The organism is Ruegeria sp. ANG-R, assembly GCF_000813985.1.
In the GTDB taxonomy this organism is placed as follows: domain Bacteria; phylum Pseudomonadota; class Alphaproteobacteria; order Rhodobacterales; family Rhodobacteraceae; genus Ruegeria.
The window spans coordinates 106,443-131,518 of record NZ_JWLJ01000009.1; the positions used below are offsets into that span (position 1 = coordinate 106,443).

The window sequence follows — 25,076 nt, forward strand, 5'->3', positions numbered from 1 at the left end:
GCGGATGACAAGGAGAAGCAGATGAAGCCCAATTCGAAATTCGTTGCTGCAGTGGTTGCAGCCGCACTTGCAACAACCGGTGTTGCCCAGATCGCCAGCGCCGCTTCGGAGACCGCTGCTGAAACCGAACAGGCAACACAGGTTGCCGGTCAGAGCATTCAGATTCCGGAAAACGGCAAACATATTCTGGACGGCGTTCGTGCCGCACGTCTGGCTCTGTTTGATGGAAACATCGATCTGGCCAAAGAAATGATTGCTGCTTCGCACGACCAGATCAACGATCGCGCGGCCGAGTACGCGGTGAAGCTGGATGCCAATGGCGGTTTTGCGCTTCCGGTCGATAGTGGTCTGCAATTCAAGGATGGCTTCCAGCCCACAGACCAACATGCGCCCGTTATCAACGAGGCCGGAGCCCTGATCCAGAACGGTCAGGTCGACGAAGCCATCTCTGTCATGAACGATGCCGGAATCGAGTTGGATATCAAGGTCGTCATGTTGCCGGTGGGCAAAGCTGCGAGCCAACTGGATCAGGCCATTGCGGATATCGAGGCAGGCCAGATTCACAAAGCAAACATGGCTTTGAAATCCGTCGAAACATCAATCGAAGTTCAGGATTACCAGCCGGGCGGATTGCCTGCGCAGGGATATCCGCTGTCTGAAATCCTCACCGGATAACCGGCCACTCACTAGGCCCGCGCCCCGCAAGACTTCACCACCTCTGTGCGGGGCGCACAAATTCACAGTTATGCATTCTGAAAAGCTTTCACGCGCCATCCAACGACCTGAGGGACGAAAGGGAGATCATCATGGGACATGAAACATCCAACCACATGGTTCACTGGGCGGCGAAAATGCACGCTGAAGAATACGCGGCGGGTAAGCTCAGCCGGCGTGAGTTCCTGACGCGGGCAACCGGATTGGGCGTAACCGCTGCGGCAGCGTATGGGATGATTGGCCTTCCGACGCCGGCAGCCGCGGATGCGCCAAAGAAAGATGGCGGCGTTTTGCGTGTGCAGATGAACGTTCGCGCATTGAAAGACCCCCGCACCTACGATTGGTCGGAAATGGGCAATATCACGCGCGGAACGCTTGAATACCTTGTTCAATACAACGCAGACGGCTCGCTGACCCCGATGTTGCTTGAGGGTTGGGAAATCAACGAAGGTGCAACCGAATACACTTTGCATGTCCGCAAGGGTGTAAAATGGAACAATGGTGATGACTTCACCGCCCAGGATGTCGCGCGCAACATCCGATCCTGGACAGACAAAGATGTCGAAGGCAACTCTATGGCCGGTCGCTTTGCTGTTCTGGTAGATCCGGATCTGAACAAAGCCAATCCGGATATGGTCCAGGTCATTGACGCTCATACTGTCAAGCTGAACCTCCCGGAGCCCGATATTTCCCTTATCGCCGGTATGTCGGATTACCCCGCCGCGATTGTTCACGAATCCTTCGATGCAAACAATGTCAAAGGTGCCGTTGGTACAGGCCCTTATCTGATCGAGGACTTCGAAGTAGGTGTCAAATGCACTCTGGTGCGCAATGATGCCCATCCCTGGTGGGGCAATGACGTATTCGGCAAACCCGCCCTGGAGAAGATCGAGTACATTGATTATGGCACCGATCCGGCAGCATGGCTGGCTGCGCTGGATTCCGGCGATGTGGACATGCTGCACCAGGCGGTAGGCGAGTTCATCGATGTTCTGGAAGGGTTGGGCTACGAGAAGTCAGAAGTTCTGACCATGAGCACGATCGTCATTCGCCCGAACCAGCAGGCTGAAGTGAATGGCATCAAACCCTACGCTGATAAGCGCGTGCGCAGAGCCATTCAGATGGCTGTAAGCAACGCAGTCTTGCTGGAGCTGGGATACAGCAATCGTGGCGAGACAGCGGAAAATCACCATGTCGGCCCGCTGCACCCAGAGTTTGCACCGCTACCACCGATGCCGTTCGATCCCAAAGCCGCAAAGGCGTTGATGGATGAGGCCGGAATGGGCGATTATGAGCACGAGCTTTTTTCAATCGATGATGACTGGCGCCGGAATACGGCCGATGCGGTTGCCGCTCAATTGCGCGATGCCGGGATCAAGGTGAAACGAACTGTCCTGCCGGGTGCCACGTTCTGGAACGATTGGGTCAAGTATCCGTTCAGTTCGACCAACTGGAACCATCGCCCGCTCGGCGTCCAGATTCACGCGCTGGCCTACAAGTCAGGCGAGGCATGGAACGAATTTGGTTGGGAGAACGCCGAGTTTGACGCGCTGCTGGCCGAGGCCCTTACCATAGCGGATGCCGACAAGCGCCGTGTTGTCGCAAAAAAGATGGAAGAGCTGATTCAGGAAGAAGGCGTAACCATCCAGCCGTACTGGCGTTCGCTCTACCGGTTCATGGTCGAGGGTCTGACCGAAACCGGAATGCACCCCGCCTTTGAACACCATCACTACAAATGGGGATGGAAAGCTTAACTCAGCGGTCATTAACAGCTGCTGCCCCTCTGTCGGGGCCACTCACGAAACCATCTGTCCGGAGTCAAACACTCACTCACGGAAAGAGCGCTTTGCGGGATACCGGGGATGGCCCGCAAAGCGTACTAATCTTTAGGAGACTGAAATGAACCAAGTCGTCAACATTCAAACGGCCAGCGGCAACGATCTGGTCACCTATCTGAAGTCGCACATGAATGCGCGAATTGTTGGGCAAGAAGGGTTTGTTGACCGCCTGCTGCTCGCCTTGTTTGCGGACGGGCATATCCTGCTGGAAGGCGCGCCGGGCCTGGCCAAGACCAAAGCTGTTAACGCTCTGGCCGAAACCATCGACTGCGATGCACGCCGCATTCAGTTCACGCCGGACCTGCTGCCCAGCGACCTGACCGGCACCGATATTTTCCGCCCCGAACAAGGTACGTTCGAGTTCCAGTCCGGCCCGCTGTTTCACAACCTGATCCTGGCGGATGAGATCAACCGCGCGCCTGCCAAGGTACAGTCGGCCCTGCTTGAGGCGATGGCCGAACGTCAAGTCACCGTTGGCGGCACCACATACAAATTGCCCGATCTGTTCATGGTCATGGCGACCCAGAACCCGATCGAGCAGGAAGGTACCTATCCGCTGCCCGAAGCTCAGCTGGACCGCTTCCTGCTGCACGTCAAAATCGATTATCCCTCGGCCGATGCCGAACGTGAAATTCTTCGCATCGTGCGCGGTGAGGCCGCCGGTGAAGCACCCGCACCTGAGCGCATGGTCTCGGTCGCCGAGATATTCGAGGCCCGTAAAGAGGCGATGCAAACCTACGCTTCGGATGCGCTGATCGAATATATCGTCCAGCTGATCCAGGCGACCCGTCGCCCCGAAGCCTACGGTGAAGATCTGACTCAGATGATCGCCTACGGGGCCAGCCCGCGCAGCACCATCGCACTGGACCGTTGCGCCCGTGTTCATGCCTGGATGCGTGGATCGGATTTCGTGACGCCTTCGGATGTTCAGGCCGTTCTGCATGATGTCCTGCGTCATCGGGTGATCCTGAGCTTTGAGGCCGAAGCCGATGGCAAAACCGCCGACGGGTTCATTGATGCCCTGATCAACCGGGTTCCGGTCAGCTGAGGCACAGGCCATGCAAGGCATCTCGATATCACTTCCCGAGCTGGTCCGCGCACGTCCCCCGCGCGGCCTCACCGGGTTCGCGCCCTCTGGTCGGGTCTCGACCCATCAATGGGGCGCGAACCGGTCGATTTTCCGTGGACGGGGCATGGAATTTGCGGAATCGCGGGCCTATCAGCCCGGCGATGACGTGAAATCCATTGACTGGCGCGTTACCGCCCGGACTGGCCACGCGCATACCAAGCTGTTTCAAGAAGAGCGCGAGCGCCCCGTCCACATCCTGTTGGACCTGCGCGCGATGATGCAGTTCGGCACCCGTGTGCGGTTCAAATCCAATCTCGCTGCGGAAATCGCCGCGATGCTGGCCTGGGTCGGCCATGACGGTGGCGACCGGGTGGGTGGTTTGGTTCTGACCCGCGACGGCGTCATGGATTTCCGCGCCGAACGCACGCGCCGCGCTGTGCTGCGGTTTCTTGAGAAGATCGCCGAACAGACCGATCCCGAAATAGCCCCACAGGCAGAGGTCACGCTTGCCAAGGGAATTCGCCGCCTGCGTCGCGTTTGCCGACCGGGGACCCTTGCCTTTGTCATCAGCGACTTCAACGATTTCGATGATAGTGCGGCGAAAGAGCTGCGCCGCCTGTCTAATACGGCGCATGTGACCAATATCCAGATATCCGACCCGCTGGATGTGGCACTGCCGCCCAATGGCGGCCGGATCAGTGACGGGCATACAGCGACGTCTCTCAGTTCAATCGGTAAGGGTGATCTGCAGGCCTATGCTGACCACTATGCGGCACGGCAGGCCCGTCTGTCGCAGGTATCCCGTCAGAACGCGATGGCGCTGCATCACCTGCAAACCAGCGATGATCCGGCGCAGATTCTTTACCAGACCCCTCAAAACAGGAGCGCGGCATGACCCCCGAGATGTCCCCGGATATTTTGGCGCAGCTCGAACAGCTGCGTGATATCCGCCTGCCCGAACCCATTGGCTGGTGGCCGCTGGCCCCCGGGTGGTGGATCGCGCTGGCCGTTCTGTGTGCGGCGATACTGGCCGTGATGGTATGGAGCGTCCTGCGGAAATACACCACGCGCTATCTGGCCCTGCGGGAATTGGAGCAGATCCCCGTCGATGATCCGTCGAGCTTTGCCATCTGCGTCTCGGTCCTGCTGCGCCGGGTTGCGATCACCCATGACAAGACAGCGGGCCAATTGCAGGACGCGGGCTGGGCCGGGTTTCTGGCCGATCACGGAATGGCGCGCGAGATGGCCGACAAGCTGGCTTTATCACCCTACGCACAACCGTTGTCCGACAGCACCGATGTTGCCGCCCTGCGCAGCGCCGCCGCCCAATGGATCAGGAGGCACGCATGATCACGTTTCTCTGGCCTTTGGCTTTTGTTCTGCTACCACTGCCCTTCGTCGCGCGCCGATTCCTGAAACCGGTTGATCCGGGCTTGGGCGGTTCGCTGAAAGTGCCATTCTTCGCCGCGTTGCGCCAACAGGCGGGGCAGGGGAACACCGCGCAGAAAGCCCCGGTTTGGAAGCTGCTATTTGCGTCGTTGATCTGGGCGCTTCTGGTGACGGCTCTGGCCCGTCCGGCCTATGTTGGCCCCGAAATCCCGTTGCCTGCCGAAGGCCGCGACGTAATGATGGCGATTGACCTGTCGGGTTCGATGGATGAGCGCGACTTTGCAGTGAACGGTCGCCCGACAACCCGTTTGGGTGTGGTGAAAGAGGCCGCAGATGACTTTGTCGAACGCCGAGAAGGCGACCGGGTGGGCCTCGTTCTGTTCTCGGACCGGGCGTATCTGCAGGCCCCGCTGACCTTCGACCGTGATGTGGTGCGGCAGTTGCTGGATCAGGCGCAGGTGGGTCTGACCGGGCAGAAGACCGCCATTGGCGATGCCATCGCCGTGTCGATCAAGCGTCTGAAAGACCGTCCCGAAGAGGGCCGCGTGCTGGTTCTGTTGACCGACGGAGCCAACAACGAAGGTGTCATGGACCCGATCAAGGCCGCTCGACTGGCGCAGGAGCTGGGCATTCGAATCTACACGATCGGCGTCGGCTCGGGCTATTCCCGTGATCTGGACGAGGGCGCATTGCGGCAGATTGCCAACCTGACGGGTGGTGAGTACTTCCGCGCCACCGATGTGCAAGGTCTGGCTCAGATCTATCGCGCCATTGACCGGCTGGAGCCTGTGTCGGGCGATCCGCTGCATGTCCGGCCTGAGGTGGCGCTGTATTATTGGCCCGCAGCTGCGGCGCTGATCCTGGCTGGCCTGTTTGTCCTGATGACCTTGTGGCCGTCGTTATCGCGCGGTCTGTCTTTTAATCGCAAGCATCCGCAAGGAGTGCAATCATGAGCTTTGCCGCGTTTCATTTCCTGCGCCCCGAATGGCTTTGGGCGATCCTGCCCGCCGCAGCGCTTGGATGGCTGGTCCTGCGCAACCGCGATGGCGATGCCGCAAACGGCTGGGCCAAGCTGGTGGACGCGCATCTGTTGCAACACCTTGCGATCAGCGGGGCAACGGCCAAACGGTCGTTGCTGGTGCCGGTTGCCGGGTTTGCAGCTGTCATTGTGACCATTCTGGCCATCGCAGGACCGACATGGGAGAAAAGCGAAGTGCCCTCGTTCGAAGGCGGCGAGCCGGTCGTGGCTGTGTTGAGCCTTGCCCAGTCGATGAATGCGAATGACCTGACGCCGACCCGCCTGAAACGCTCGGTCCACAAGCTGCGCGATATCCTGCAGCGAACGCAGGGGGATGAGCGCGGGCTCGTAATCTATTCAGATGCGCCGTTCGTTGCAGCACCACTGACCAGCGACCCGAAAGTGATCGAGCAGATGCTGCCCGAGTTGTCGACATCCCTGATGCCTGTTCTGGGCAACCGTCTGGATCTGGCGATTGGTGAAGCGCAAGCCATGCTGGAACGCGGCAACGCGCCTAGCGGGCGGATCATCGTTATCGCAGACGATGCGGGCAACGACCCCGAGGCCAGTATCACAGCCGCCCGCGCGGCGGCGCGTGCCGGATTTGAGGTCTCGGTTCTGGCGGCAGGCACAGAAGAGGGCGCGATCCTGCAAACGGCGGATGGCCGGGCCATCGCATCGCAGGACGGTCAGACCTTCATTACGCATCTGTCGAAGGATGAGCTGGAACAGATTGCCAGCGCAGGCGACGGGGTGTTCACTATGATCACCCCGGGCAATGCGGACCTGAACGAACTGCTGCCTCTTGGCTCGGACGGGCAGGTTGCTGCCGGGGATCGTCAGGATTTTCAGGCCGATACATGGGTCGACATGGGCTATTGGCTGCTGATCCTGCCGGTTCTTCTGATGCCGTTCGCCTTCCGCCGTGGTCTGATCCTGTCGCTGTCGCTGTTTGCCGCCGGGGTTGTCATGCAGCCCGGATCGGTGCGGGCCGATACGTGGGATGACCTCTGGGCTACGCCGAACCAACAAGGGCAATCGGCCTTTGATGAAGCGCGCTTTGATGATGCGGCCGCTCTGTTTGACGCGTCCGATTGGAAAGCGTCCGCCGATTACCGCGCCGGGGATTATGCTAGCGCCGCTGAAGGTTTCGCCGATGATAACTACAATCTCGGTAACGCTTTGGCCAAAGGGGGGCAATTCCAAGAGGCGCTGGCGGCGTATGACGCGGCACTTGAGGTCGCACCTGATGATGAAGATGCGCAGTTCAACCGCGATCTGATTGCCAAGTTGCTGGAACAGCAGAAACAGCAAGAGCAGCAGCAGGACCAACAACAGTCGCAAGATCAACAGCAGTCTCAGGACCAGCAACAGCAAGAGCAGCAACAATCGCAGGACCAGCAGCAGGGCGGTGAAGGCCAGCCTCAGCAGCAGGATCAGGGCGGCCAGCAGGACCAGCAGCCTGGCCAGCAACAAGAGCAGTCCGGCGCAGAGCAGAACGCTCAGGAGCAACAAGGCGGCAGTGAAACCGATCAGCAAGAGCAGCAGGCAGACGCAGGCAAGCAGGACAGCGCCGACGAGCAAGCCGGTGACGAAGCGCAGCCCGAGCAACAGCAGGCGGAAGCGGGTGATGAGACCGCTGAGCAAACCGCCGACGCTGAACAAGCTCAGGACAGGGACGAGGAGTCCGGTCTGTCCAACTTGCTGTCAGATCTGTTGGGCGACCAATCCGGGGAAGAGCCGCAAGAGGCGGTCGAGGCTTCGGTGCCCGGTGCGCAACCGATCAATCAGGCGGTCGAACAGCAGTTGCGCCGCGTGCCGGACGATCCATCTGGATTGCTGCGCGCCCGTATCCGTCAGCACTATGCTCAGGCTCGCGCCAGAAACTGATCAAGGATAAGTCGATGAAATACGTGATCAAATCCAGTATCGCCGCCGCATTGATCGGTATCGCCGTGGCCTCGGGCGCCTACGCGGACGGTTTGTTGGCGCGGGTCAACACGACCCAGGTGGCCGAAGGGGATCAGCTCCAGTTGGTGCTGACCGCAGACGGACAGGGCGGTGCTGCGCCGGACCTGTCTCCTCTGTCGACTGACTTCAACATGCTGGGCACTTCGCAATCGTCGCAGACGCAGATCATCAATGGACGAACCTCGCAAAGTGTCAGCTGGATCGTGACGCTGTCCCCGAAAACCAAGGGGCAGTTGACCATTCCAAGCCTGTCGGCGGGCACATTGACCAGTGATCCGATTACGCTGAACGTGGTCGATGCCAGCCAGTTGCCGAAATCGCAGGGCGCGGGTGGCATCTCGGTTGCAGCTACGATCGACGATGGCTCCCACTATGTCTTTCAGGAAATTCCGCTGACGGTGCGCATCGAAACGCAGGTGCCGTTGCAGCGCGCCGAACTGATCGCGCCGAACGGCGACTTCGAACTGACGCAAACCGGGCAGGACCGATCCTCGCAGATCACACGGAATGGCCAGCCGGTAAATGTGATCGAACGCAGCTATCTGCTGCGCCCGCAGACCGAGGGCACGCTGACACTTGCGCCCTTTACTCTGCGCGGGACCGTAGCAGACCCGAACGCGCGCCGTGACCCGTTTGCCGATTTCGGGTTTGGCTCGTCGATGATGCAGCAGATGATGCAGGGTTCGCCCTTTGGCAGTATGTTCAACTCTGGCAAACCCTTTAGCGCGCGGTCGGATGCAATCACGCTGGATGTTCTGGCCAACCCGGGGACCGGCACGTCTGGCTGGTTCCTGCCTGCAAAAGCCGTTCAGATCGAGGCCGCGTGGCAGCCTGAAAACCCGTCCTTCCGCGAGGGCGAAGCTGTCACCCGTCGGATCAGTCTTCTGGCGTTGGGCGCTCGTCCAGAACAGTTGCCTGATCTGACTTTCGCAGAACCGGATGGCGCGCGGCTCTATCTTGACGACACGCAGACCGAAATGGTTCCGACAGCCGATGGTACCGTGGCGCGCCGGGATTTTCAGATATCTGTCGTACCGACCCGTGGTGGTCAGGTGACATTGCCAGAGATTTCGGTCGAGTGGCTGAACACCGAAACCGACCAGACGGAAACCGCGACACTGCCCGCCTTGTCGATTGAGGTCGAGGGCTCAGTACCGGTGTCTGGCGCGGCCAGCACGGGGCCGGCTGATACAGACGTCGCAGCCGTGCCCGCGCAGGCAGCAACCGCTATGCCGATGTCACGCTTATGGGCAGGGGCGCTGGCGGTCGTTTTTGCCGCGTTCGGTATCTTTGTCTGGTATTGGCGCAAAACGCGCAGCTCGAATACAGCCGAGAAGTTTGAGGACCAAACCCTTACCTTGCGCCGTTGCGCCCACAGCGGTGACCAGGCTGGCTTTTATCAAGCCTTGCTGGCGCTGAAGGCTAATCCCGGTCAGGCCGATCCGGCGGAACTGGGAGAGGTGATCGCCGAGTTCGAACGCCTCGCCTTCGCCAGGGATGCCAAGGGTGCAAGGCCGGACCTGAACGCGATGCTGAAACGCGTACTTCCGCGGAAAACCTCAGGCGCGATCAAACCGTTTAAGAAGCAAAAGCACCTGGCACCGCTCTACCCGGCGTCCTGATCAGAGAACCGGGCCAATGGTGGCGATTACATTGTGCCAGATACGCAGGTGTCGGGGCCACGCCCGCACCTGCGACAACGCCACGGGTGTTGATCGCGAAACATAGTTCTGCTGCCGCTGATAGATGGTGGCGGTTGTGTCCACGTCCTGAAGCAGAATGTTGTTTTCGTAGTTCAGGTCGAAACTGCGTAGGTCGAGGTTCGACGATCCGATCAGGCTGACCTTTCCGTCGATTGTCAGTGTTTTGGCATGGAGGAGACCGCCATTGAACTCCTGTATTCTGCAGCCTGCCTCTAGCAATTTGCGGTAATAGCTGCGGCTGGCGGCAGCAACGATCCAGCTGTCATTCACCTTGGGAAAAATCAACTCGACCCGTACCCCGCGATGCGCGGCGGCGCATAACGCTTCGAGAACAGTGGCATCCGGTACGAAGTACGGAGTCGATAAGGTGAGTTCTTTTTGCGCGCAGGCTATCAGGGTTGAAAACAACTGTGGTGTTGCGCCCCGGCGCTCTGTGGGGCCGTCCCCCATGACCTGTGCCGGAAATCCGTTTTTGACAGGTTCGGATATCAGTTCAAAAGCGCTGAGATCTTCACCCGTTGCCTGCATCCAATCGCTGGCAAACAGCAGCTGGTTTTGTGCAACAACCGGACCCTCGAACCGCAGCATGATATCGACCCAAGGAGCGTATTTTGCCTTGATCAGGAACTCTGGATCAGCGGAGTTTCGGCTGCCGCAATAGGTGATGCGCCCGTCAATGACGGTGATCTTTCGGTGATTGCGCAGATCAAGCCTGCTGGTCAGGATTGTGTGGATCGGGCGATCAAGCGGCAAAGCAATTGCGAGTGTGACACCTGCTTCTTTCATGCGCTGCCAGAGATCGGATTTCAGCAGCAACCTCGACCCCAGCCCGTCAGCCATGGCGCGGCACGTTACCCCCCGCTGCGCCGCCCGGATCAGCGCTTCGGCAACGGCGGTGCCGGTATTGTCGGCCAGCCAGATGTAGTAGAGAACGTGGACATGATCGCTTGCCGCGTCGATATCCGCGACCAGTCTTTCACGCGTTTCCTCTGCATCTGCCATAAGATCGGCCCTGTTTCCGTCGACCGGATAGAAGCCGTTGATTGAACTGGCGTAGGAGAACCCCGGATGAAAAACGGGATCGATCAGTTCAGAGATGCCATCGGGATCGCCCATAAAATTCTCCGCTTCGCTGCGGATGTTCTGAAAAATCTCTTTGTGGGTTTGGTCCGCGTGCCGACCCAGGTCGATCTCGCCAAACAAGAAATAAATCGCGCTGCCAAAACAGGGAACAATGGCGATGACGGTAAACCAAGCCAATCGTGCAGGCGGCGAAAAATCGTCGCGAAGAAGGATGCGAATTGTGAAGACCAGGGCGAGGCTGATGTGTAACAGAAGGATCCACGTCATTTTGCGATGTCCTTTGTCGAGTGGTCAGCGTGCTGACGGTCCGAGATCTGGATGGCTTGGTCAAACAGATTGACGCCCCCTTTTACTCCGAAATCAAGTGTTGTGACGTTGTAAGCGAGTGAAATGGATTCTGCCTCGAACCTGTCGTGAATACCTACCACTGCGTCATTCATCGCGGTCAGGTAATCTGTTTCGCGGGTAAATTTGATCCAGAAACGTACCTCGAAATTGAAGGTGGAACTGCCAATGCCCGTAAAGTAGAAATCGATTTTCTCGTCTCTAAGAACGCTTTCGATTTTTTGAATTTCATCCAGTGTCACCTTGCGAACCTTGTGCAGGTCATCGCCGTATGAGACACCGGATTTTAGGGTGACGCGCCGTTTCCCATAGGTCGAATAATTCTTGAATGAGCCGGTATAAATCACCTGGTTGGGTATGAATACCAACTGCCCGGACATCATCTTGACTTCAGTTGTAATGGCTCCGATGCGTTCGACCGTTCCAAACGTGCCATCTATCTCGACCCAATCGCCGATCCGGAACGGTGATTGGGTGTTCAACAGCAAACCCGCGAAACTGTTGGCCGTGAGGTCTTTGACCGCGAAGCCGATCACAATCCCGACGACCCCGGCGCTGGCTAGTAGCTTTGTTAACGTGTCTTCTAGGCCCAAGGCGTTGATGGCAAGAAATGTTCCGAACAACAGGATGCCAATGTAGACGACCGTTGATGCGATTGAGGCCAGACGCTTGCGTGGCGTGGAGCGTCTCCCGAAGAACCGCCGACTGATCCGGCGGCTAAGGCTAGCCAGAATAAAAAATGCGGCGAAGGTGAGAACCCCCAGAACCAGATTAGGAGCAAATGTGATCAGCGCATTTTCCCATTGTTCCAACGTCTTCGATACCAGATCGGCTAAGTTCATAGGTCGTTCTTCCTCGTCCCGCGCATTTGAATCTGACGTACAGTTTAGCGTCTCATAAGGCTATAGGTATGTTTACTCTCTGTTTTGAACGGTGGCAGAGTGCGCCGGGCAATACTGAACTGAATTGGGGGCAACCGTTGTCGCACTGGCACTTAGAATCGTTGAATTGGTTGGATGCTCTGCCGGAACCGGCGCAAGACCGATTGCGGCAGCGGGCTCAGACGAAACTCTACAAAAACAAAGAAACAATTTTCGCCCCCGAGGTGGACCCCGAGCAGGTGTACATACTGGAAAAGGGATTGACCCGCATTTTCCGTAGCACAGAATCCGGTGGAGAATTCACACTTGGGTTTGTGGAACCTGGTGAAGTGTTTGGCGAACTGCCTGTTCTGAACAACGCTTCCCGCGAGAGTTTTGCCGTGGCAATCGACAATTGTTGTGTCTTGAAACTGCCGAAATCGCTGTTTCTGGACCTCATGGGCACCATGCCGGATTTCAGCCTTGCCGTGTCACGCCAGGTTGGAAAACGATTGCAGCGGATCGAAATCCGTGCCGAGGATTTGATTTTCCGGAGTGCCACATCCAGAATTGCACGAGTCATTTCAATGTTGGTTGATGATTTTGGCCAAGCAGATGACAACCATGTACTGGTCCATCTCAAATTGACGCAGGCTGAAATTGCTACCCTTGCCGGGTGTTCACGCCCGACTGCCAGTCTCGCAATTGCGGATTTTCGCAAACAAGGGCTGTTGGATCTGCGGTCCGGACACATAACTGTGTTTGATGTCGACGCGTTACGCGACATTGCTGCGGCAACAACGCACTCTTGAAATCTGCGTGTTGTATCTGTTGTCAGAGCAGACCCGATCTTGTGTTTGAAGTTCAGATTTCCCTTAAAATTTCGAGGCTTGGATAAAATCACGACCGATGAGTCTTTACATTTCGGGCCGACCCGTATCTTCTGTCGGCTGGTTCACAATATACTTGGGCCTTCGATTGATCTGTTAGTTCGCGAACAAATGACGCCACGGGGTTGGAATTTTGCCTAGCATGTTAGGCAGCGAACAGATGCCGAAATGGCCTGTCTTTAAGTAACTGACAAAGTTTCAGGATATAGCGCAGAGCGGCTGAGACGATCGAAAGCCAAATCGGAAAACCGGGAATATTTCATTGACCGAAACCAAACATCAAATCGGTGTCATCGCGCTGACATTGATAACCGCAGCATTGTTCATGACATTGCGCAACATGCCCATGATGGCACAGACCGGGATGAAGATGGTCATCTTCAATGCCATCACAATCGTCGCCTATCTTATCCCTGTGGCACTGGTGTCAGCCGAACTGGCCACCGGCTGGCCCAAGAACGGTGTGTTCCATTGGGTCGAGGCGGCCTTTGGCTCCAGATTGGGGTTTGCCGCTGTGTGGCTGCAATGGGCGCAGAGCATCTTTGGCATCACATCGATTGTTGCCTATGTCGCGGCGTCTTTGGCGTACGCATTTGATCCGTCTCTTGGGTCAAACAAGTACTTTATCGTTGCGGTCATCCTTATCGTTTACTGGGCTGCGACCCTTGCGAATTTCCGTGGATCAAAAAGCTCGGGGCTGATCAGCAGCGTCGCGGTTTCTGTTGGTGTTCTGCTGCCAACCATTGTCCTGATTGGCTTGGGCGCCTTATACGCTGCCGAGGGCAATACGCTGGAGATCGATACGGCATTGACCGCAGAGAACTGGGTTCCATCCTTGTGGGAGACGGGGAACCTTGTTCTGTTTCTCAGTTTCATATTCGGTTTCGTCGGTGTCGAGGTTTCCGCAAGCCATGCGCGAGAGGTCAAGAATGTCCACCGGACCTATCCGTTGGCTGTTTTTAGCGCTGCGGCAATCGGTTTTGTCCTGACTCTGCTTGGCGGTCTTGCTGTCGCCGCGATCCTGCCTGCAGCGTCGATTGATCAGATCAACGGTGCGATGCAGGCGTTTTCGGCCTTCTTCTCGCATTTCGGTCTTGTTTGGCTCACGCCAGTTGCGGCGGTTCTGGTTGCATTTGGCGCCGCCGGACAGGTCAGTACCTGGATCGTCGGGCCCGTCAAGGGCATCCTGGCGGCAGGCCAGGATGGAAATCTTCCGGTCTGGGCGCAGAAGGTGAATGATCAGGGTGTGCCGACGAACCTTCTGATACTGCAAGCCGCTTTGATTTCGCTGATCGCCATGTCGTTCTTGTTGGTGGACAACGTCAATACGGCGTTTCTTATTCTGACGTCGATCGCCGTTCTGATCTATTCCTTGATGTATGTCCTGATGTATGCCGCTGCGATCCGGCTGCGCTATAGCCACCCCGAGGTTCAACGCGCCTATCGTGTGCCGGGAGGAAATGCGGGAATGTGGATTACCGCCGGTATCGGTCTGCTTGCTGCCGTGGCCTGTTTTGGCATCGGATTTATCCCGCCTGCGGTCGGTGGCCTGTCAATCCTGTCCTTCGAACTTATGATGGTATTGGGTGTCGTGCTTGTTTCTGCGGTACCCTTCCTGATTTACGCGCTCCGTCGTCCCCAATGGGTTCGGTTCAGTGAGACACAAAATGCAAAAAAGGTAGAGTCATGACCAAGAAACCTACGCCTTCCTCTGATACTGAATCTGTTCTCACCCCGGCTTATGGGGGGCGTTTTATGCGCGAACCCATTCCCAAGTACAGTATGCCCGAAAACGAGATGGATGCGGATTCAGCCTATCGTCTGATCCATGACGAATTGATGCTGGACGGAAATGCCCGCCTGAATCTGGCGACTTTCGTGACCACATGGATGGAGCCTCAGGCAGAGCGGCTGATGTCGGAAACCTTCGACAAGAACATGATCGACAAGGATGAGTACCCGAACACCGCAATGATCGAAGAACGTTGTATCAAGATCGTGGCAAATCTGTTCAATGCACCAGAGAATGCAACCGGCTCGTCCGCCATCGGATCGAGCGAGGCCGTGATGCTGGCGGGTATGGCGATGAAATGGAACTGGCGTGCGCGGCAGCGTGCAAAGGGGAAGCCGACCGACAAGCCAAACCTCATATTGGGTACCAACGTTCAGGTCGTCTGGGAAAAGTTCTGCCGGTATTGGGATGTCGAACCCCGGTACGTGCCGATGGCCGAAGATCGCTACGTGATCGACCCGGAGGACACGATTTCCAAGATTGATGAGAACACCATCGGGATCATCGCTATTTTGGGAACAACCTTCACCGGCGAATATGAACCGATCAAAGAGGTGCACGATGCGCTGGTCGCCTCAAATTCCAAAACGGGTTTTGACGTTCCATTACATGTCGATGCGGCCAGTGGCGGCTTTGTCGCGCCGTTCCTGCAACCGGATCTGGAATGGGATTTCCGACTGCCGCAGGTGAAATCGATCAACGTGTCCGGGCATAAATATGGCCTGGTCTATCCTGGTGTCGGCTGGGTCGTCTGGCGCGACAAGTCGGAACTTCCGGAGGATCTGGTGTTCCATGTCAATTACCTGGGCGGCGACATGCCTACTTTTACCCTGAACTTCTCTCGCCCCGGGAACCAGATCGTTGGTCAGTATTACAATTTCCTGCGGCTGGGTCGGAACGGATATGCGCAAGTGATGGGTAATCTGGGTGCGATCGCCCAGCAACTTGCGGCGCGGATCGCCGATCTGGGGCCGTTCGAGCTGCTCAGCGATGGCAGTACTATCCCGGTGTTTGCATTCAAGGTAAAAGACCCTGACAATTTTACCGTGTATGACGTGTCCGACCAGTTGCGTCAGTACGGCTGGCAAGTGCCTGCGTATTCGATGCCCGAAGGCGCAGAGGATATCCATGTTCTTCGCATCGTCGTTCGCGAGGGTTTTAGTTTTGATATGGCTGAGATGCTCTTGCAGGACATGGGCAAGGTAATTGCGAAGCTGGAAAACCAGTCGGCCAACGGAAAGGACGGTTCGACGGTCTTTGCACACGTGTAGAGAGTCTGGCCAAGATCCGGTGGTGCGTTTTGTTCGACAAGGCGCGCCATCGGGCCAGAGGTATCTGTATCGTCCCGTTCTGCAATCTTGTAGGCGCAGCACAGTGACAACAGAGCGGCATTGTCAAACAGAGCCGAATTGACCGCTCTGTTTTCAACTGGGCAACTATTGGAAATTCAAAGATAAAGCGTTCCTGCGCAATCTGACAGGCAGGTTCCTTGGCGACACCTGCAGCGTCAGTTTTCGGCAAGTTTGTGACTGTCTTCAGCTGTCAAATCTAACCCGTAGGCTGCGCGCATCTGATCAATAAACTCGAGAGTATCTGCCTCGAAAGGTGACTTTCCCTCGAAGCTGTAGAGTACGATACCTTCGACCAGGTCACCCAGACTAATCTCATGCCGGGCCGCGACAGCCTTGAGGACCTTGAGAATGCGTTTATCAATACGCACCCCGGTCTGAACGCGTTCAACCTTTTTCCAGTTATCGGTCATCTAACTCCCTCTACTGCTTCTGGTGTGCCGTCGTACCGGCACCATAAGAACTTCATGTTCAATTCACAACGAACGTATTCCCAGACCCGGCCTGAACTTGGCGGCGTGTTTCCGTCGCCATCGCAAGGCCATCCACAACTGCCGTAAAGGTAGCCCCGCTCAGGATTTCAGCATTTGGAAACAGGTCTTTGAGGGATTGGCGAACAAGCTTCATTTTGCCGCCGCCGCCGACTTCGATAATCTGTGACACATCTTCGGCCGCGCAATGCGCCTTGGCCAATGTCTCTTCAATCTCGCGTCTCAGGATGTCCGAGCTTTTCATGATGGCCGCATCGAACTCATCAACGGTTATGTCTGTCGTCAGGCCCGAGTCGAGTAACGACAAATCAACGTGTTGATATCCCTGATCCGTCGTGTTCAACGCGATCTTTGTCGCCTCGGTCAGCATCGCAAGCTCGTGGCCGCTTTCGAACTCGATAACATTCTTCAAACGTTCAAACGGGCGTTTTTTCGGTGCCAGATAGATAAGCTCCCGCACCTCGCGAAGCGTTTTCGCATTATAGAGGAACGGGATTTTTTCCCAGGTCGATAGATCGGCAAAGATCGAGATCGGGGCGGTTACAGTTTCATCGGCCATCGCCCGTCGGATTTTTGATTTGTGCCCGAGATGGGGCATAAAGAAATTCAGGCTGGTTTGACGGTCGAAATCCGTTCCACCCAGCCGCAGACCATGTGAGGCCAATATGTCGATCAATCGGTATTCTGTTGCCTCTTTGCCTTTGCGGAACAGCGTGAAATCTGATGTTCCGCCGCCGATATCAACTACGAGACCAAGAGAGTTGCGATGCAGCTTATCCTGTTCGGACAGCGCAGCGGCTTCCGGTTCTGCCATAAAGTCCACATGCTCAAACCCAGCGCGCAGAAAGCACTGTTTCAGATCGGCCTCGGCCTGTGCGTCTTTCACTTGGTCGCGCGTGTGGAAATGGACGGGCCGACCCGCAAGAGCGTGCGAAAAGGAAAGGCCGGTGCAGTCCTCTGCCCGGGCTTTGATGGTGGTCAGATAGTCGCATATGATATCGAAGCCATCCATACGCCGTCCGTTCAGCAGCCGGCTTTCTGACATTATGGGCGACCCGAGAAGGCTTTTGAGTGATCGCATGTAACGGCCGGGTTCCCCTTCCGACAGGGCAATGTTTGCCGCGGTGCCGTAATAGGTCGAGTTGTCATCGGCGTTGAAGAACACCGAAGTCGGAATCGTATCACGGTCTGGCTCAAGCGGCAGCCGGGTGATCTTGCCGTCGGCAAGCATCGCCGCGGCAGAGTTCGAGGTTCCGAAATCGACGGCGAGGATCGGGGCCTTTTCCTGTACTGGCATTGGAAATGCCTCCTGCGTTTGACCAGTGATAGCGATAGTCGGTCCGACGGTTGATTCGACAGTGCCCGGAACCCTGTCGTACGGTTCGGTAAAGGTTGATTGGTACCAAGTTACCATATTAAGTGCAAGCAGAATCGAGTTCTGAACCTACATGTAAACGACACCGGGAGAGTCGAATGGAGCAATTGATCGGAAATCTCGGGTGGTTTGCTCTGACCGTGGTCCCGCTTATCCTGACACCCGGACCCGATATCCTGTTGGTTATGTCGCAGGGTTTGGCACTTGACCGCAAGGCGGTACTGAAGGCCGTCAATGGAATATCATTGGGGTACGGAGCCCATGCAATCCTGGCTGCAGTGGGAATTGCTGCCCTGATCAGCGCATCTCCCTTCCTGTTTGGGCTGCTCAAGATGGCGGGCGTTCTGTATCTTGCCTATCTGGCAACAAGCATGATCGGGCGGCATTTTCGGGCGCCGTCGCAGCGAAGGTGCAAAAGGCCAAAAAGCTGACAATCTGGCGCGGCTTTCTGACCAGCTTCCTGAACCCGAAGGGTATGCTGGTTTTCTTTCTCTGCTGCCCCAGTTTGTTGATGAGGCCGGCAGCAGGCCAGGGTTGCAGGCTATTGTTTTGTCTCTGGTTTTCATTGTGTTGTGTTTCGTGGTCTACCTGACCATTGGTTTGCTGGCCCGGGGACTGGCTGCGCGTGGATCATCCAGCCCGTGCGGACAGAGGATTGCAAACGGCCTTGGTGGTGGGTTGCTGAGTTTGGCAGCCGTGCGCATGGCCATAAGCTAGTCTGGAAGCGGAGTGGTTGATCAATGCAAATCAAGCGGTCTTGACACTTAGAGTTTAGATACTAAATATAATGCCATGACCGAGGATACGAACAAGACGATTGGGCAGATATTTGATCTGATAGATCAGATATTGTTCATGGAAAAGAAATCACGCGTGCTGGTAGGCGACGTAACATTTTTCCCGTCCGAAGTTAACCTGATCCTCTTTATTCACATGAACCCGGACGAAAATGTGACGCAGATGGCGACGCAGTTGGGGATTACCAAAGGCGCTGTGTCCCAGACCCTCGCCAGGCTAGAGAAAAAGGGTGTGTTGAGACGGTCCAAGATACCCGGCACCAAAAACGAGTCTCTGGTCGAGCTGCTGCCGTTTGGTCTGGACGTTGCCAACCGGTGTTTGCTGGTAAGGCGGGAACTGGATGCCAAATTCGGTACCTACCTGACAAACGTGTCAAGCGAAGAGAAAAAGACGATCTCTCGATTTATGGGCTATCTCATCGAAACCTTCAATGAGGAAACCGAGAAGCTTCAGTAGATCGGAAAAATTTTGGCCAAAGTGTTTAGCTTCTAAACGTATTCTGCGCCAATCACCTCTGCCAGAAGACCTGGCGGGCAATACTCTGAAAGGAAATGCTATGACCACCAAACTGAACACAGTGCCTTCGGATGAGAAGATCGCTGAATACGAAGCAGCGGGCCCCCAGTATGTGAGATCTTCTGGAAGGTATTACGCTTTCCGCATTCGAAGGTGCCTCGCCCTTTGCATATGCTGAAAGTCTGGAAACCATCGAACGGATTTGTGCTGCGTTTGATGTTGATCCTGCATCCTATGCAAATGCTGTTGGGGAGCCGTCCGAAGATGCTTGACTGAGAGATCTTTGTATTCGCCGCCGCTCTGGGTCTCGCTGCTGCCACACCGGGCCCCGGCCTAGCAGCGATCCTTGCGACCGCAATGGCGCAAGGTGCGCGCAGGACGATCTGGTTCTGCCCTAGAAGACTTGGAACGCCCCGGTGTCCGTTGGACCAGGCGCGAAACAATCGCGTCAAACAAGCCCGGTGACCCGTTTTCTGGGTGGCTTTGCCGTCACCATGGGTAATCCGAAGATGATGCTTTTCTACATTGCTCTGCTGCCCAGCGTTGTGCCCGCAGACAGAATTGACACGGGAATGGCTATTGCCCTTGTGATTACAACACTGGTGGTGTTGTCGGTTGTTTTAGGTATCTACCTTTTTGCCGCTGAAGCCGGTCGTAACGCGATGGCAAGCCGGCGGTCGGTGCAGAGGTTCAATCGTGCAACCGCAACCGTTCTCGGGGGTGCTGCTGTTTGGATCTTCAGTCGCCAGTAGCCGGGATTGAATTTCTACGTTGAGCCCTTGGGCCTCAAGCAAGTTCAATCGATCTTCGACGGAAGATAAATTCCCAAGAAATCCTTCATTCCGCCAGAGATACCCGCTGTGATCGGTAGGATCTGGGTGAGACCTTGTAAGATTTTGAAAAGGTGCGTGAAAAATGGGCGGGATCTGAAAACCCCGTATCCATGGCGATCTGTGTGATATTTCTGTCCGAGTTCAACAGCAGCCACCGTGCGTGTTCCAGCTGCATCGAGCGCCTGAACTTGCCGGGGCTCATTCCCGTATGCCCGATAAAAATCCGGTGCAATTGTGAAGTGCTCATGCCGATACTGGCTGCGATCTCACTAACGTCCAACGGTTGGCTCAGGTCTTCACGCATCAATTGGATGGCCATACGAATCCGCCCGTCTGCGCTGGTTTCGTATTTGGTCAATGGTGTCATTGCCATGTCGGTAGAAGCGCGGAACCTGTCGACGCTCATTTCAACAAGACCCTTCAATGCTCGTTGACGGCCCAGTTTCCGCGCGAGCAGGTTAATCGCCAGATCGATTGAGGCCGTTCCGCCTGGGCAGGTAATAATCCGTTCATCTTCTACGAATATGTCTCTGCTGCTGACCTGAACATTCTTGTAGCGCTCGATAAAGTCACGGCGATGCCGGTGATGTACAACCGCGTGTTTCCCTTTCAGTAGACCCGCCTGAGCTATAATGAACGATGCTGTGCAAAGCCCGACCACCGTCCCGCCACGTTCGTGGTATTCCCTCAAATACTTGAGGGTCGCAGATGGCACCTGGTCAATATGCGGCATCAGACCACCCACAATAACCAGGTAGTCGGGATCGGCTAAATCCCGAAATGCCACGTCAGGATAGACCTTGATGCCGGCGCTTGACGTGACCGGCAATCTGTCTGGCCCGCATATGTCCCACCGACAATATATCTGGCGATTGCGGTTATCGTCGTCGGCGGCATGGCGCAACGTGTCGACAAATCCGCTCAGTGCCAGAATCGGAAACGTGTGGGTCATGGTCAGCCCGAAACTGATTTCCGGTTTGCTTGGGCTCTCGCGCTGGCTGGCGGAATTCATCGAAGCAGTCATGCAGGTTTTCTACAAGAAAATGCGATAAAAATGCAAGTCTAAGCTGGATGCCTCGGTAGTCTTAAGACAGTGACGCGCAATAATAAGGATAACTCATGAAGCTGGATCGAGAAATTGAGCTGCTTGGTGTTCATGCAGAAGGTGAAATCGGTCGGGTTATCGTAAGTGGGGCGCCAGACATTCCCGGCGCCACGATGGTCGACAAGATGAACCACATCAACAATGTCGATGACAGCCTGATGCGGGTCTGCCTGTACGAACCACGTGGCGCGTCCCAGATGACAATCAACCTGCTGACGCCGCCCTGTCGCGAGGGTGCGGATATGGGGTTCTTTCCCATGCAGGCAGACGGTGCCCATGCCATGTCGGGTTCGAATACCATTTGTGTGACCACCGCACTTCTGGAGGCCGGGATCGTTCAGCCGACCGGGCCGAAGACTGTGGTGAAGCTGGATACGCCCGCGGGCCTTATCGAAGCAACCGCCGACTGGACAGGCGACAAGGTCGAGCGTGTCACGATCGACATGCCGGTGAGTTTTGTCGAGCATCTGGACCATCCGCTCGAGGTTCCGGGTCTTGGAACGATCCACGTGGATGTGGCGTTTGGGGGGTGCTACTTCGCCCTCGTTCGAGCCGAGGATCTGGGCTATAAGATCGCGCCGGAAGAAGCGCGCGATCTTGTCGAACTGGGTGCACGCATCAATGCAGCCGCTCAGGAGCAGATCGAGGTTCAGCATCCCGAGGTGGAAAGCTTCAATCGCGTCGAATATCCGATGTTCGTCGCAGGCCACGGCAAAGAAATCCGCAATGCGACGATCATCTTTCCGGGCCGCATTGACCGGTCTCCGTGCGGCACGGGCACCGCTGCCCGCCTAGCTGTGATGCTGGAGCGCGGAGAGATATCGGCCGAGGATGTGGTGTCCTCGCGCTCGATCATCGATGGCGAATTCATCGCAACAATCAAGTCGATGACAACCTGCGGAGATCGCACCGCGATATGTCCAACGGTCTCAGGTCGTGGCTGGATCTATGGTCGCCATTTCCTGGGAGTTCATCCAACCGATCCGTTTCCGCTGGGATACACGCTCTCGGACTGTTGGGGCGCAGAAAAGCCCCGCTAATCAAACCGCTACAGCCATGTAGCACATTAACCCAGACTTTAGGGAGGACTCGAATGTCTATTTTCTCAACTTTGAAACTCAGCGCTGCGGCCGTGCTTCTGCTTGGTGCAACCAGCGCCATGGCGGATGATGTAAAGCTGCGTCTCGCCGGTCAGCACCCCGTTGATCACAACGCGACAAAAGTGCTCAAGGAAACCATCGCCGAGATCGAGGGTGCGGGTGTCGGGATCGACATCAAGCTGTTCCCCGCGGGCCAGCTGGGCAACGGTGAGGTCGTGTTCGAAGACACCGCTGCCGGTGTCATCGATATCGGTCATACCTTTATCTACAGCCACAATGACCCGGTGCTTGAAATCAACTCGCTGCCTTATCTCGTCAGCAACTATGAAGAGATGGAGAAGGTCTATTCGCCGGGCTCCAAGTTCTACGAAGTCTATGAAGAACACATCGCTGCACAGGGCCTGAAGCTTCTGGGCGTGTTCGCCGAAGGCTTTATCGGTGTCGGATCGACCAAGGTGCCGGCTGACGTGGGCGGCGTTGGTGATAAAGACCTAAACATTCGTGTCTGGAGCGCCGAAGTCGGACGCCTGACAGCGCAGGAAATGGGCTTCAAAACCACCACGATGAACTGGGGCGATGTCGTGCCCGCGATCCAGCAGGGTGTGATCGAAGGTGTGATCGGCGGAACCGCCGAATCCAACTACACCGTCTTTGGCGATAGCGTGAAATACTTCACGCCCTACAACGCCTTTGTTGAAAACACAGCGTTCTACATCAACCAGAACGTCTGGGACGGTCTTTCGGCCGAGCAACAGTCGGTTATGACTGATGCATTTGCCAAGGCCGCCGAGAAGTCTTTTGCGCTCAGCAAGGCTGTCGACAAGGAATACCTCGTACGCCTGCCGGAAAAAGGCATCGAAGTGGTCACTCTGTCGGATGAGCAGTTGGGTGGCATCGCCGAGCATGTTCGCGCGACCGTCTGGCCTGCACTTGAAGAGAACCTGGGTAAAGAGCTTCTCGATGCGATCAAGGCAGACCTGAAGAACTGATCAAATCATACGAGACGGGGCGGTTTATCCGCCCCGTTCACCTTAGGGGAGGATCTGCGATGGGCCTGCTGGTCAAAATAGAGCGAACAATAGTATTCACCTGCAGCCTGTTTCTGGCGTCAGTGTTTTTTGCCGTTGTGCTGATGCGCTATGTCTTTGAAACCGACCTTTTCGCGTATGAAGAATGGGCGCTGGTCATCGCATTTCTGATGTATTTCGCGGGTGGGGCTCTGGCGTCGAAAACCGACAGCCACATCAAGGCGGATCTGATTTCCGAGATAATCAAATCGGAAGAAGCAAAACGGATTTATACCGGGATACTCCAGCTGGTCGAAGCGGCGATCCTGATCGGTCTCAGCTATTTCGCGATCAAGATGTTTCTGCATGAGTTTGCCCGCTGGCCCAATATTCCGACGTCGACAGTGTACAAGATACCTCTCGCTGTTCCCCGTTTCTTTATCACTGCCGGATTCATCCTCATGGCGTTTCACGCGCTGGTGAATGGCATCCAGATTCTGCGCGGACATTCCGTCGAAGAGGAGACTGCGTTATGACGCTCTTCATCGTGTTCATCATGCTCTGCGTGCTGCTGGTGGCAGGGCTTCCGGTACCGTTCGCCTTCGGGGCTGTTCTGCTTTATCTCGGCTGGGTTGCCGAGACCGATGTCGCCAATTTCCTGTCTTCGGGCCACTGGCGCATGAACAATATCGTTCTGCTGGCGATCCCGCTGTTTATCCTGTCGGGCTCCATCATGAACCGGGGCAAGCTGGCCGAACCGTTGGTCGATATCGCCGCCGTCTTCCTGGGCCGTATCCGGGGCGGTCTTTCCGCCGCGGCAGTTCTGGCCAGTGCGGTGTTCGGCTCGATCTCCGGATCGGCAGCCGCAACGCTGACCTGCATTGGCGGTGTGATGCTGCCCCGTCTGGAACGCCACAAATATCCTAAAGGCTTCTCCGCCGCGCTGATCGCCAATGCCGCCCCATTGGGGCTGCTGATCCCGCCCAGTTCGATTCAGATCATCTATGCCTGGGTGACGCGCCAATCGGTTCTCAAGTGTTTTCTGGCGACGGTTGTCCCAGCGATCATCCTGATCACACTGCTTTGCCTGGTGAACTGGATCATGATGCGCAAACGGCAGGAGATCGAGCTTGAAGAACTGCCCGACGATTTCTTTGTCGAGACCGGTCGTCGTACCTTCAAAGCGACGCCCGCGCTGTTGATGCCGCTGATCATTCTTGGTGGTATCTACGGCGGTATCATGACCCCGACCGAAGCGGCGGCGATAGGTGTGTTTTACGCCATTCCTGTCGGGTTCTGGGTGTATCGGGGTCTGAATTGGGAGACCTTCAAAGAGGCGGTGATCGAATCCGGCGTCACGACAGGCGCGGTCATGGTCATGTTCTTCATGGTGATGATCGTAAGCCGCCTGCTTGTTTTCGAAGATATCCCGGGTATCGCCCAAGCGTTCATCTTCTCGATCTCGGAAAACCCGATTGTCATTCTCATGATGATCAACCTTGTGCTTGTCGCGATCGGGATGCTTATGGATGACGTATCCGGCGTGTTGTTGTCGGCCCCGTTGTTGCTGCCGATCGTTCAGGACCTTGGCGTTGATCCCGTTCAGTTCGCTGCCATCATCGGTGTCAATCTGGGTATGGGCAACATAACGCCGCCAACCGCTCCGCTGCTCTATCTCGGCGCGCGGGTTGGGGAAACGTCGGTGCAGTCGATGCTCAAGCCCACTCTGATCATGATCGCATTCGCGTGGATTCCGACGCTGATCCTGACCACATACATCCCGTCAATCGCTTTGGCCCTGCCAAACTACGTTCTTGGTTACTGAGGAAA

The 25,076-nt window shown here is 56.3% G+C and carries 23 protein-coding genes; 18 read left to right on the forward strand and 5 right to left on the reverse strand.

All coding sequences use genetic code 11. The features are described from left to right. Positions 1 to 21 precede the first annotated feature (21 nt). From RA27_RS17975 to RA27_RS18010, 8 genes are all read left to right on the forward strand, one after another. A complete protein-coding gene (locus tag RA27_RS17975; RefSeq protein ID WP_039542271.1) occupies positions 22 to 675 on the forward strand; it encodes a YfdX family protein in 654 nt (217 codons plus the stop codon). Between the two features lie 131 nt (positions 676 to 806). Continuing rightward, entirely contained in the window at positions 807 to 2,468 is a 1,662-nt protein-coding gene (locus tag RA27_RS17980; RefSeq protein WP_039542274.1) for an ABC transporter substrate-binding protein, read from the forward strand. 145 nt (positions 2,469 to 2,613) lie between these two features. Beyond that, entirely contained in the window at positions 2,614 to 3,600 is a 987-nt protein-coding gene (locus tag RA27_RS17985; protein ID WP_052265364.1) for a MoxR family ATPase, read from the forward strand. A gap of 10 nt (positions 3,601 to 3,610) precedes the next feature. Continuing rightward, on the forward strand, positions 3,611 to 4,516 hold the full coding sequence (locus RA27_RS17990; protein WP_039542277.1) for a DUF58 domain-containing protein: 906 nt from the start codon (positions 3,611 to 3,613) through the stop codon (positions 4,514 to 4,516). Then, on the forward strand, positions 4,513 to 4,971 hold the full coding sequence (locus tag RA27_RS23265) for a DUF4381 domain-containing protein (RefSeq protein ID WP_052265365.1): 459 nt from the start codon (positions 4,513 to 4,515) through the stop codon (positions 4,969 to 4,971). Before RA27_RS17990 ends, RA27_RS23265 begins: the two co-directional genes overlap by 4 nt. Beyond that, positions 4,968 to 5,963, forward strand: coding sequence for a VWA domain-containing protein (locus RA27_RS18000; RefSeq protein WP_039542414.1), 996 nt, complete (start codon positions 4,968 to 4,970; stop codon positions 5,961 to 5,963). Before RA27_RS23265 ends, RA27_RS18000 begins: the two co-directional genes overlap by 4 nt. Next, complete coding sequence (locus RA27_RS18005; RefSeq protein WP_039542280.1) at positions 5,960 to 7,918, forward strand: VWA domain-containing protein; 1,959 nt, start codon at positions 5,960 to 5,962, stop codon at positions 7,916 to 7,918. Before RA27_RS18000 ends, RA27_RS18005 begins: the two co-directional genes overlap by 4 nt. A gap of 14 nt (positions 7,919 to 7,932) precedes the next feature. Then, the gene (locus tag RA27_RS18010; protein WP_039542282.1) at positions 7,933 to 9,621 is read left to right on the forward strand and encodes a BatD family protein; all 1,689 of its coding nucleotides are present in this window, start codon (positions 7,933 to 7,935) and stop codon (positions 9,619 to 9,621) included. Here the strand turns inward: RA27_RS18010 and cls are convergent, their stop codons facing one another. Beyond that, the gene (gene cls / locus RA27_RS18015) at positions 9,622 to 11,052 is read right to left on the reverse strand and encodes a cardiolipin synthase (protein ID WP_039542285.1); all 1,431 of its coding nucleotides are present in this window, start codon (positions 11,050 to 11,052) and stop codon (positions 9,622 to 9,624) included. Next, entirely contained in the window at positions 11,049 to 11,972 is a 924-nt protein-coding gene (locus RA27_RS18020) for a mechanosensitive ion channel family protein (RefSeq protein ID WP_052265366.1), read from the reverse strand. The genes cls and RA27_RS18020 overlap by 4 nt, the downstream gene beginning before the upstream one ends. A 26-nt stretch (positions 11,973 to 11,998) precedes the next feature. Here RA27_RS18020 and RA27_RS18025 point away from each other — a divergent pair, with 26 nt between their 5' ends. The 3 genes from RA27_RS18025 to RA27_RS18035 all read left to right on the forward strand — a co-directional run bounded on the left by RA27_RS18025 (position 11,999) and on the right by RA27_RS18035 (position 15,943). Further along, the gene (locus RA27_RS18025) at positions 11,999 to 12,802 is read left to right on the forward strand and encodes a Crp/Fnr family transcriptional regulator (RefSeq protein ID WP_152610738.1); all 804 of its coding nucleotides are present in this window, start codon (positions 11,999 to 12,001) and stop codon (positions 12,800 to 12,802) included. 340 nt (positions 12,803 to 13,142) lie between these two features. Continuing rightward, the gene (locus tag RA27_RS18030) at positions 13,143 to 14,570 is read left to right on the forward strand and encodes an amino acid permease (protein ID WP_241484103.1); all 1,428 of its coding nucleotides are present in this window, start codon (positions 13,143 to 13,145) and stop codon (positions 14,568 to 14,570) included. After that, positions 14,567 to 15,943, forward strand: coding sequence for a glutamate decarboxylase (locus tag RA27_RS18035; RefSeq protein WP_039542292.1), 1,377 nt, complete (start codon positions 14,567 to 14,569; stop codon positions 15,941 to 15,943). The genes RA27_RS18030 and RA27_RS18035 overlap by 4 nt, the downstream gene beginning before the upstream one ends. Positions 15,944 to 16,179: 236 nt before the next feature. Here the strand turns inward: RA27_RS18035 and RA27_RS18040 are convergent, their stop codons facing one another. Further along, a complete protein-coding gene (locus RA27_RS18040; protein ID WP_039542295.1) occupies positions 16,180 to 16,434 on the reverse strand; it encodes a hypothetical protein in 255 nt (84 codons plus the stop codon). A 58-nt stretch (positions 16,435 to 16,492) separates the two neighbouring features. Further along, a complete protein-coding gene (locus RA27_RS18045) occupies positions 16,493 to 17,809 on the reverse strand; it encodes an Hsp70 family protein (RefSeq protein WP_052265368.1) in 1,317 nt (438 codons plus the stop codon). Between the two features lie 176 nt (positions 17,810 to 17,985). Between RA27_RS18045 and RA27_RS23270 the strand changes: the two genes are divergently transcribed. The 3 genes from RA27_RS23270 to RA27_RS18060 all read left to right on the forward strand — a co-directional run bounded on the left by RA27_RS23270 (position 17,986) and on the right by RA27_RS18060 (position 19,953). Next, positions 17,986 to 18,318 carry a LysE family transporter gene (locus tag RA27_RS23270; RefSeq protein ID WP_052265369.1) on the forward strand — a complete coding sequence of 111 codons (333 nt, stop codon included), beginning with the start codon at positions 17,986 to 17,988 and terminating at the stop codon, positions 18,316 to 18,318. A 424-nt stretch (positions 18,319 to 18,742) separates the two neighbouring features. Next, positions 18,743 to 19,141 carry a MarR family transcriptional regulator gene (locus RA27_RS23275; protein WP_193746542.1) on the forward strand — a complete coding sequence of 133 codons (399 nt, stop codon included), beginning with the start codon at positions 18,743 to 18,745 and terminating at the stop codon, positions 19,139 to 19,141. A gap of 476 nt (positions 19,142 to 19,617) precedes the next feature. Beyond that, positions 19,618 to 19,953 carry a LysE family transporter gene (locus RA27_RS18060; RefSeq protein WP_082025184.1) on the forward strand — a complete coding sequence of 112 codons (336 nt, stop codon included), beginning with the start codon at positions 19,618 to 19,620 and terminating at the stop codon, positions 19,951 to 19,953. Between the two features lie 85 nt (positions 19,954 to 20,038). Here the strand turns inward: RA27_RS18060 and RA27_RS18065 are convergent, their stop codons facing one another. Further along, on the reverse strand, positions 20,039 to 21,058 hold the full coding sequence (locus RA27_RS18065; protein WP_082025185.1) for a GlxA family transcriptional regulator: 1,020 nt from the start codon (positions 21,056 to 21,058) through the stop codon (positions 20,039 to 20,041). Between the two features lie 95 nt (positions 21,059 to 21,153). On the opposite strand from RA27_RS18065, the gene RA27_RS18070 reads away from it, so the two are divergent. Genes RA27_RS18070 through RA27_RS18085 form a run of 4 tightly spaced genes read left to right on the forward strand, consistent with a single transcriptional unit; the run spans position 21,154 to position 25,071 of the window. Then, positions 21,154 to 22,179 carry a proline racemase family protein gene (locus tag RA27_RS18070; RefSeq protein WP_039542302.1) on the forward strand — a complete coding sequence of 342 codons (1,026 nt, stop codon included), beginning with the start codon at positions 21,154 to 21,156 and terminating at the stop codon, positions 22,177 to 22,179. Between the two features lie 53 nt (positions 22,180 to 22,232). Then, positions 22,233 to 23,228: a TRAP transporter substrate-binding protein DctP gene (gene dctP / locus RA27_RS18075; protein WP_039542304.1), complete on the forward strand. Its 996-nt coding sequence runs from the start codon at positions 22,233 to 22,235 to the stop codon at positions 23,226 to 23,228. 59 nt (positions 23,229 to 23,287) lie between these two features. Further along, entirely contained in the window at positions 23,288 to 23,782 is a 495-nt protein-coding gene (locus tag RA27_RS23280; protein ID WP_052265372.1) for a TRAP transporter small permease, read from the forward strand. Beyond that, entirely contained in the window at positions 23,779 to 25,071 is a 1,293-nt protein-coding gene (locus tag RA27_RS18085; protein WP_039542307.1) for a TRAP transporter large permease, read from the forward strand. Before RA27_RS23280 ends, RA27_RS18085 begins: the two co-directional genes overlap by 4 nt. The last annotated feature ends 5 nt before the right edge of the window (positions 25,072 to 25,076 follow it).

Excerpts from the sequence above, each read along its gene's own strand:
- RA27_RS18000 (WP_039542414.1), top strand. The coding sequence starts at position 4,968 with ATGATCACGTTTCTCTGGCCTTTGGCTTTTGTTCTGCTACCACTGCCC.
- RA27_RS18040 (WP_039542295.1), bottom strand. The coding sequence starts at position 16,434 with ATGACCGATAACTGGAAAAAGGTTGAACGCGTTCAGACCGGGGTGCGT.
- RA27_RS18065 (WP_082025185.1), bottom strand. The coding sequence starts at position 21,058 with ATGACTGCTTCGATGAATTCCGCCAGCCAGCGCGAGAGCCCAAGCAAA.
- RA27_RS18005 (WP_039542280.1), top strand. The coding sequence starts at position 5,960 with ATGAGCTTTGCCGCGTTTCATTTCCTGCGCCCCGAATGGCTTTGGGCG.
- dctP (WP_039542304.1), top strand. The coding sequence starts at position 22,233 with ATGTCTATTTTCTCAACTTTGAAACTCAGCGCTGCGGCCGTGCTTCTG.
- RA27_RS17990 (WP_039542277.1), top strand. The coding sequence starts at position 3,611 with ATGCAAGGCATCTCGATATCACTTCCCGAGCTGGTCCGCGCACGTCCC.
- RA27_RS18070 (WP_039542302.1), top strand. The coding sequence starts at position 21,154 with ATGAAGCTGGATCGAGAAATTGAGCTGCTTGGTGTTCATGCAGAAGGT.
- RA27_RS17975 (WP_039542271.1), top strand. The coding sequence starts at position 22 with ATGAAGCCCAATTCGAAATTCGTTGCTGCAGTGGTTGCAGCCGCACTT.
- RA27_RS23280 (WP_052265372.1), top strand. The coding sequence starts at position 23,288 with ATGGGCCTGCTGGTCAAAATAGAGCGAACAATAGTATTCACCTGCAGC.
- RA27_RS17980 (WP_039542274.1), top strand. The coding sequence starts at position 807 with ATGGGACATGAAACATCCAACCACATGGTTCACTGGGCGGCGAAAATG.
- RA27_RS23275 (WP_193746542.1), top strand. The coding sequence starts at position 18,743 with ATGGAAAAGAAATCACGCGTGCTGGTAGGCGACGTAACATTTTTCCCG.
- RA27_RS18085 (WP_039542307.1), top strand. The coding sequence starts at position 23,779 with ATGACGCTCTTCATCGTGTTCATCATGCTCTGCGTGCTGCTGGTGGCA.
- RA27_RS18045 (WP_052265368.1), bottom strand. The coding sequence starts at position 17,809 with ATGCCAGTACAGGAAAAGGCCCCGATCCTCGCCGTCGATTTCGGAACC.
- RA27_RS18010 (WP_039542282.1), top strand. The coding sequence starts at position 7,933 with ATGAAATACGTGATCAAATCCAGTATCGCCGCCGCATTGATCGGTATC.
- RA27_RS17985 (WP_052265364.1), top strand. The coding sequence starts at position 2,614 with ATGAACCAAGTCGTCAACATTCAAACGGCCAGCGGCAACGATCTGGTC.
- RA27_RS18020 (WP_052265366.1), bottom strand. The coding sequence starts at position 11,972 with ATGAACTTAGCCGATCTGGTATCGAAGACGTTGGAACAATGGGAAAAT.
- RA27_RS18035 (WP_039542292.1), top strand. The coding sequence starts at position 14,567 with ATGACCAAGAAACCTACGCCTTCCTCTGATACTGAATCTGTTCTCACC.
- RA27_RS23265 (WP_052265365.1), top strand. The coding sequence starts at position 4,513 with ATGACCCCCGAGATGTCCCCGGATATTTTGGCGCAGCTCGAACAGCTG.
- RA27_RS23270 (WP_052265369.1), top strand. The coding sequence starts at position 17,986 with ATGGAGCAATTGATCGGAAATCTCGGGTGGTTTGCTCTGACCGTGGTC.
- cls (WP_039542285.1), bottom strand. The coding sequence starts at position 11,052 with ATGACGTGGATCCTTCTGTTACACATCAGCCTCGCCCTGGTCTTCACA.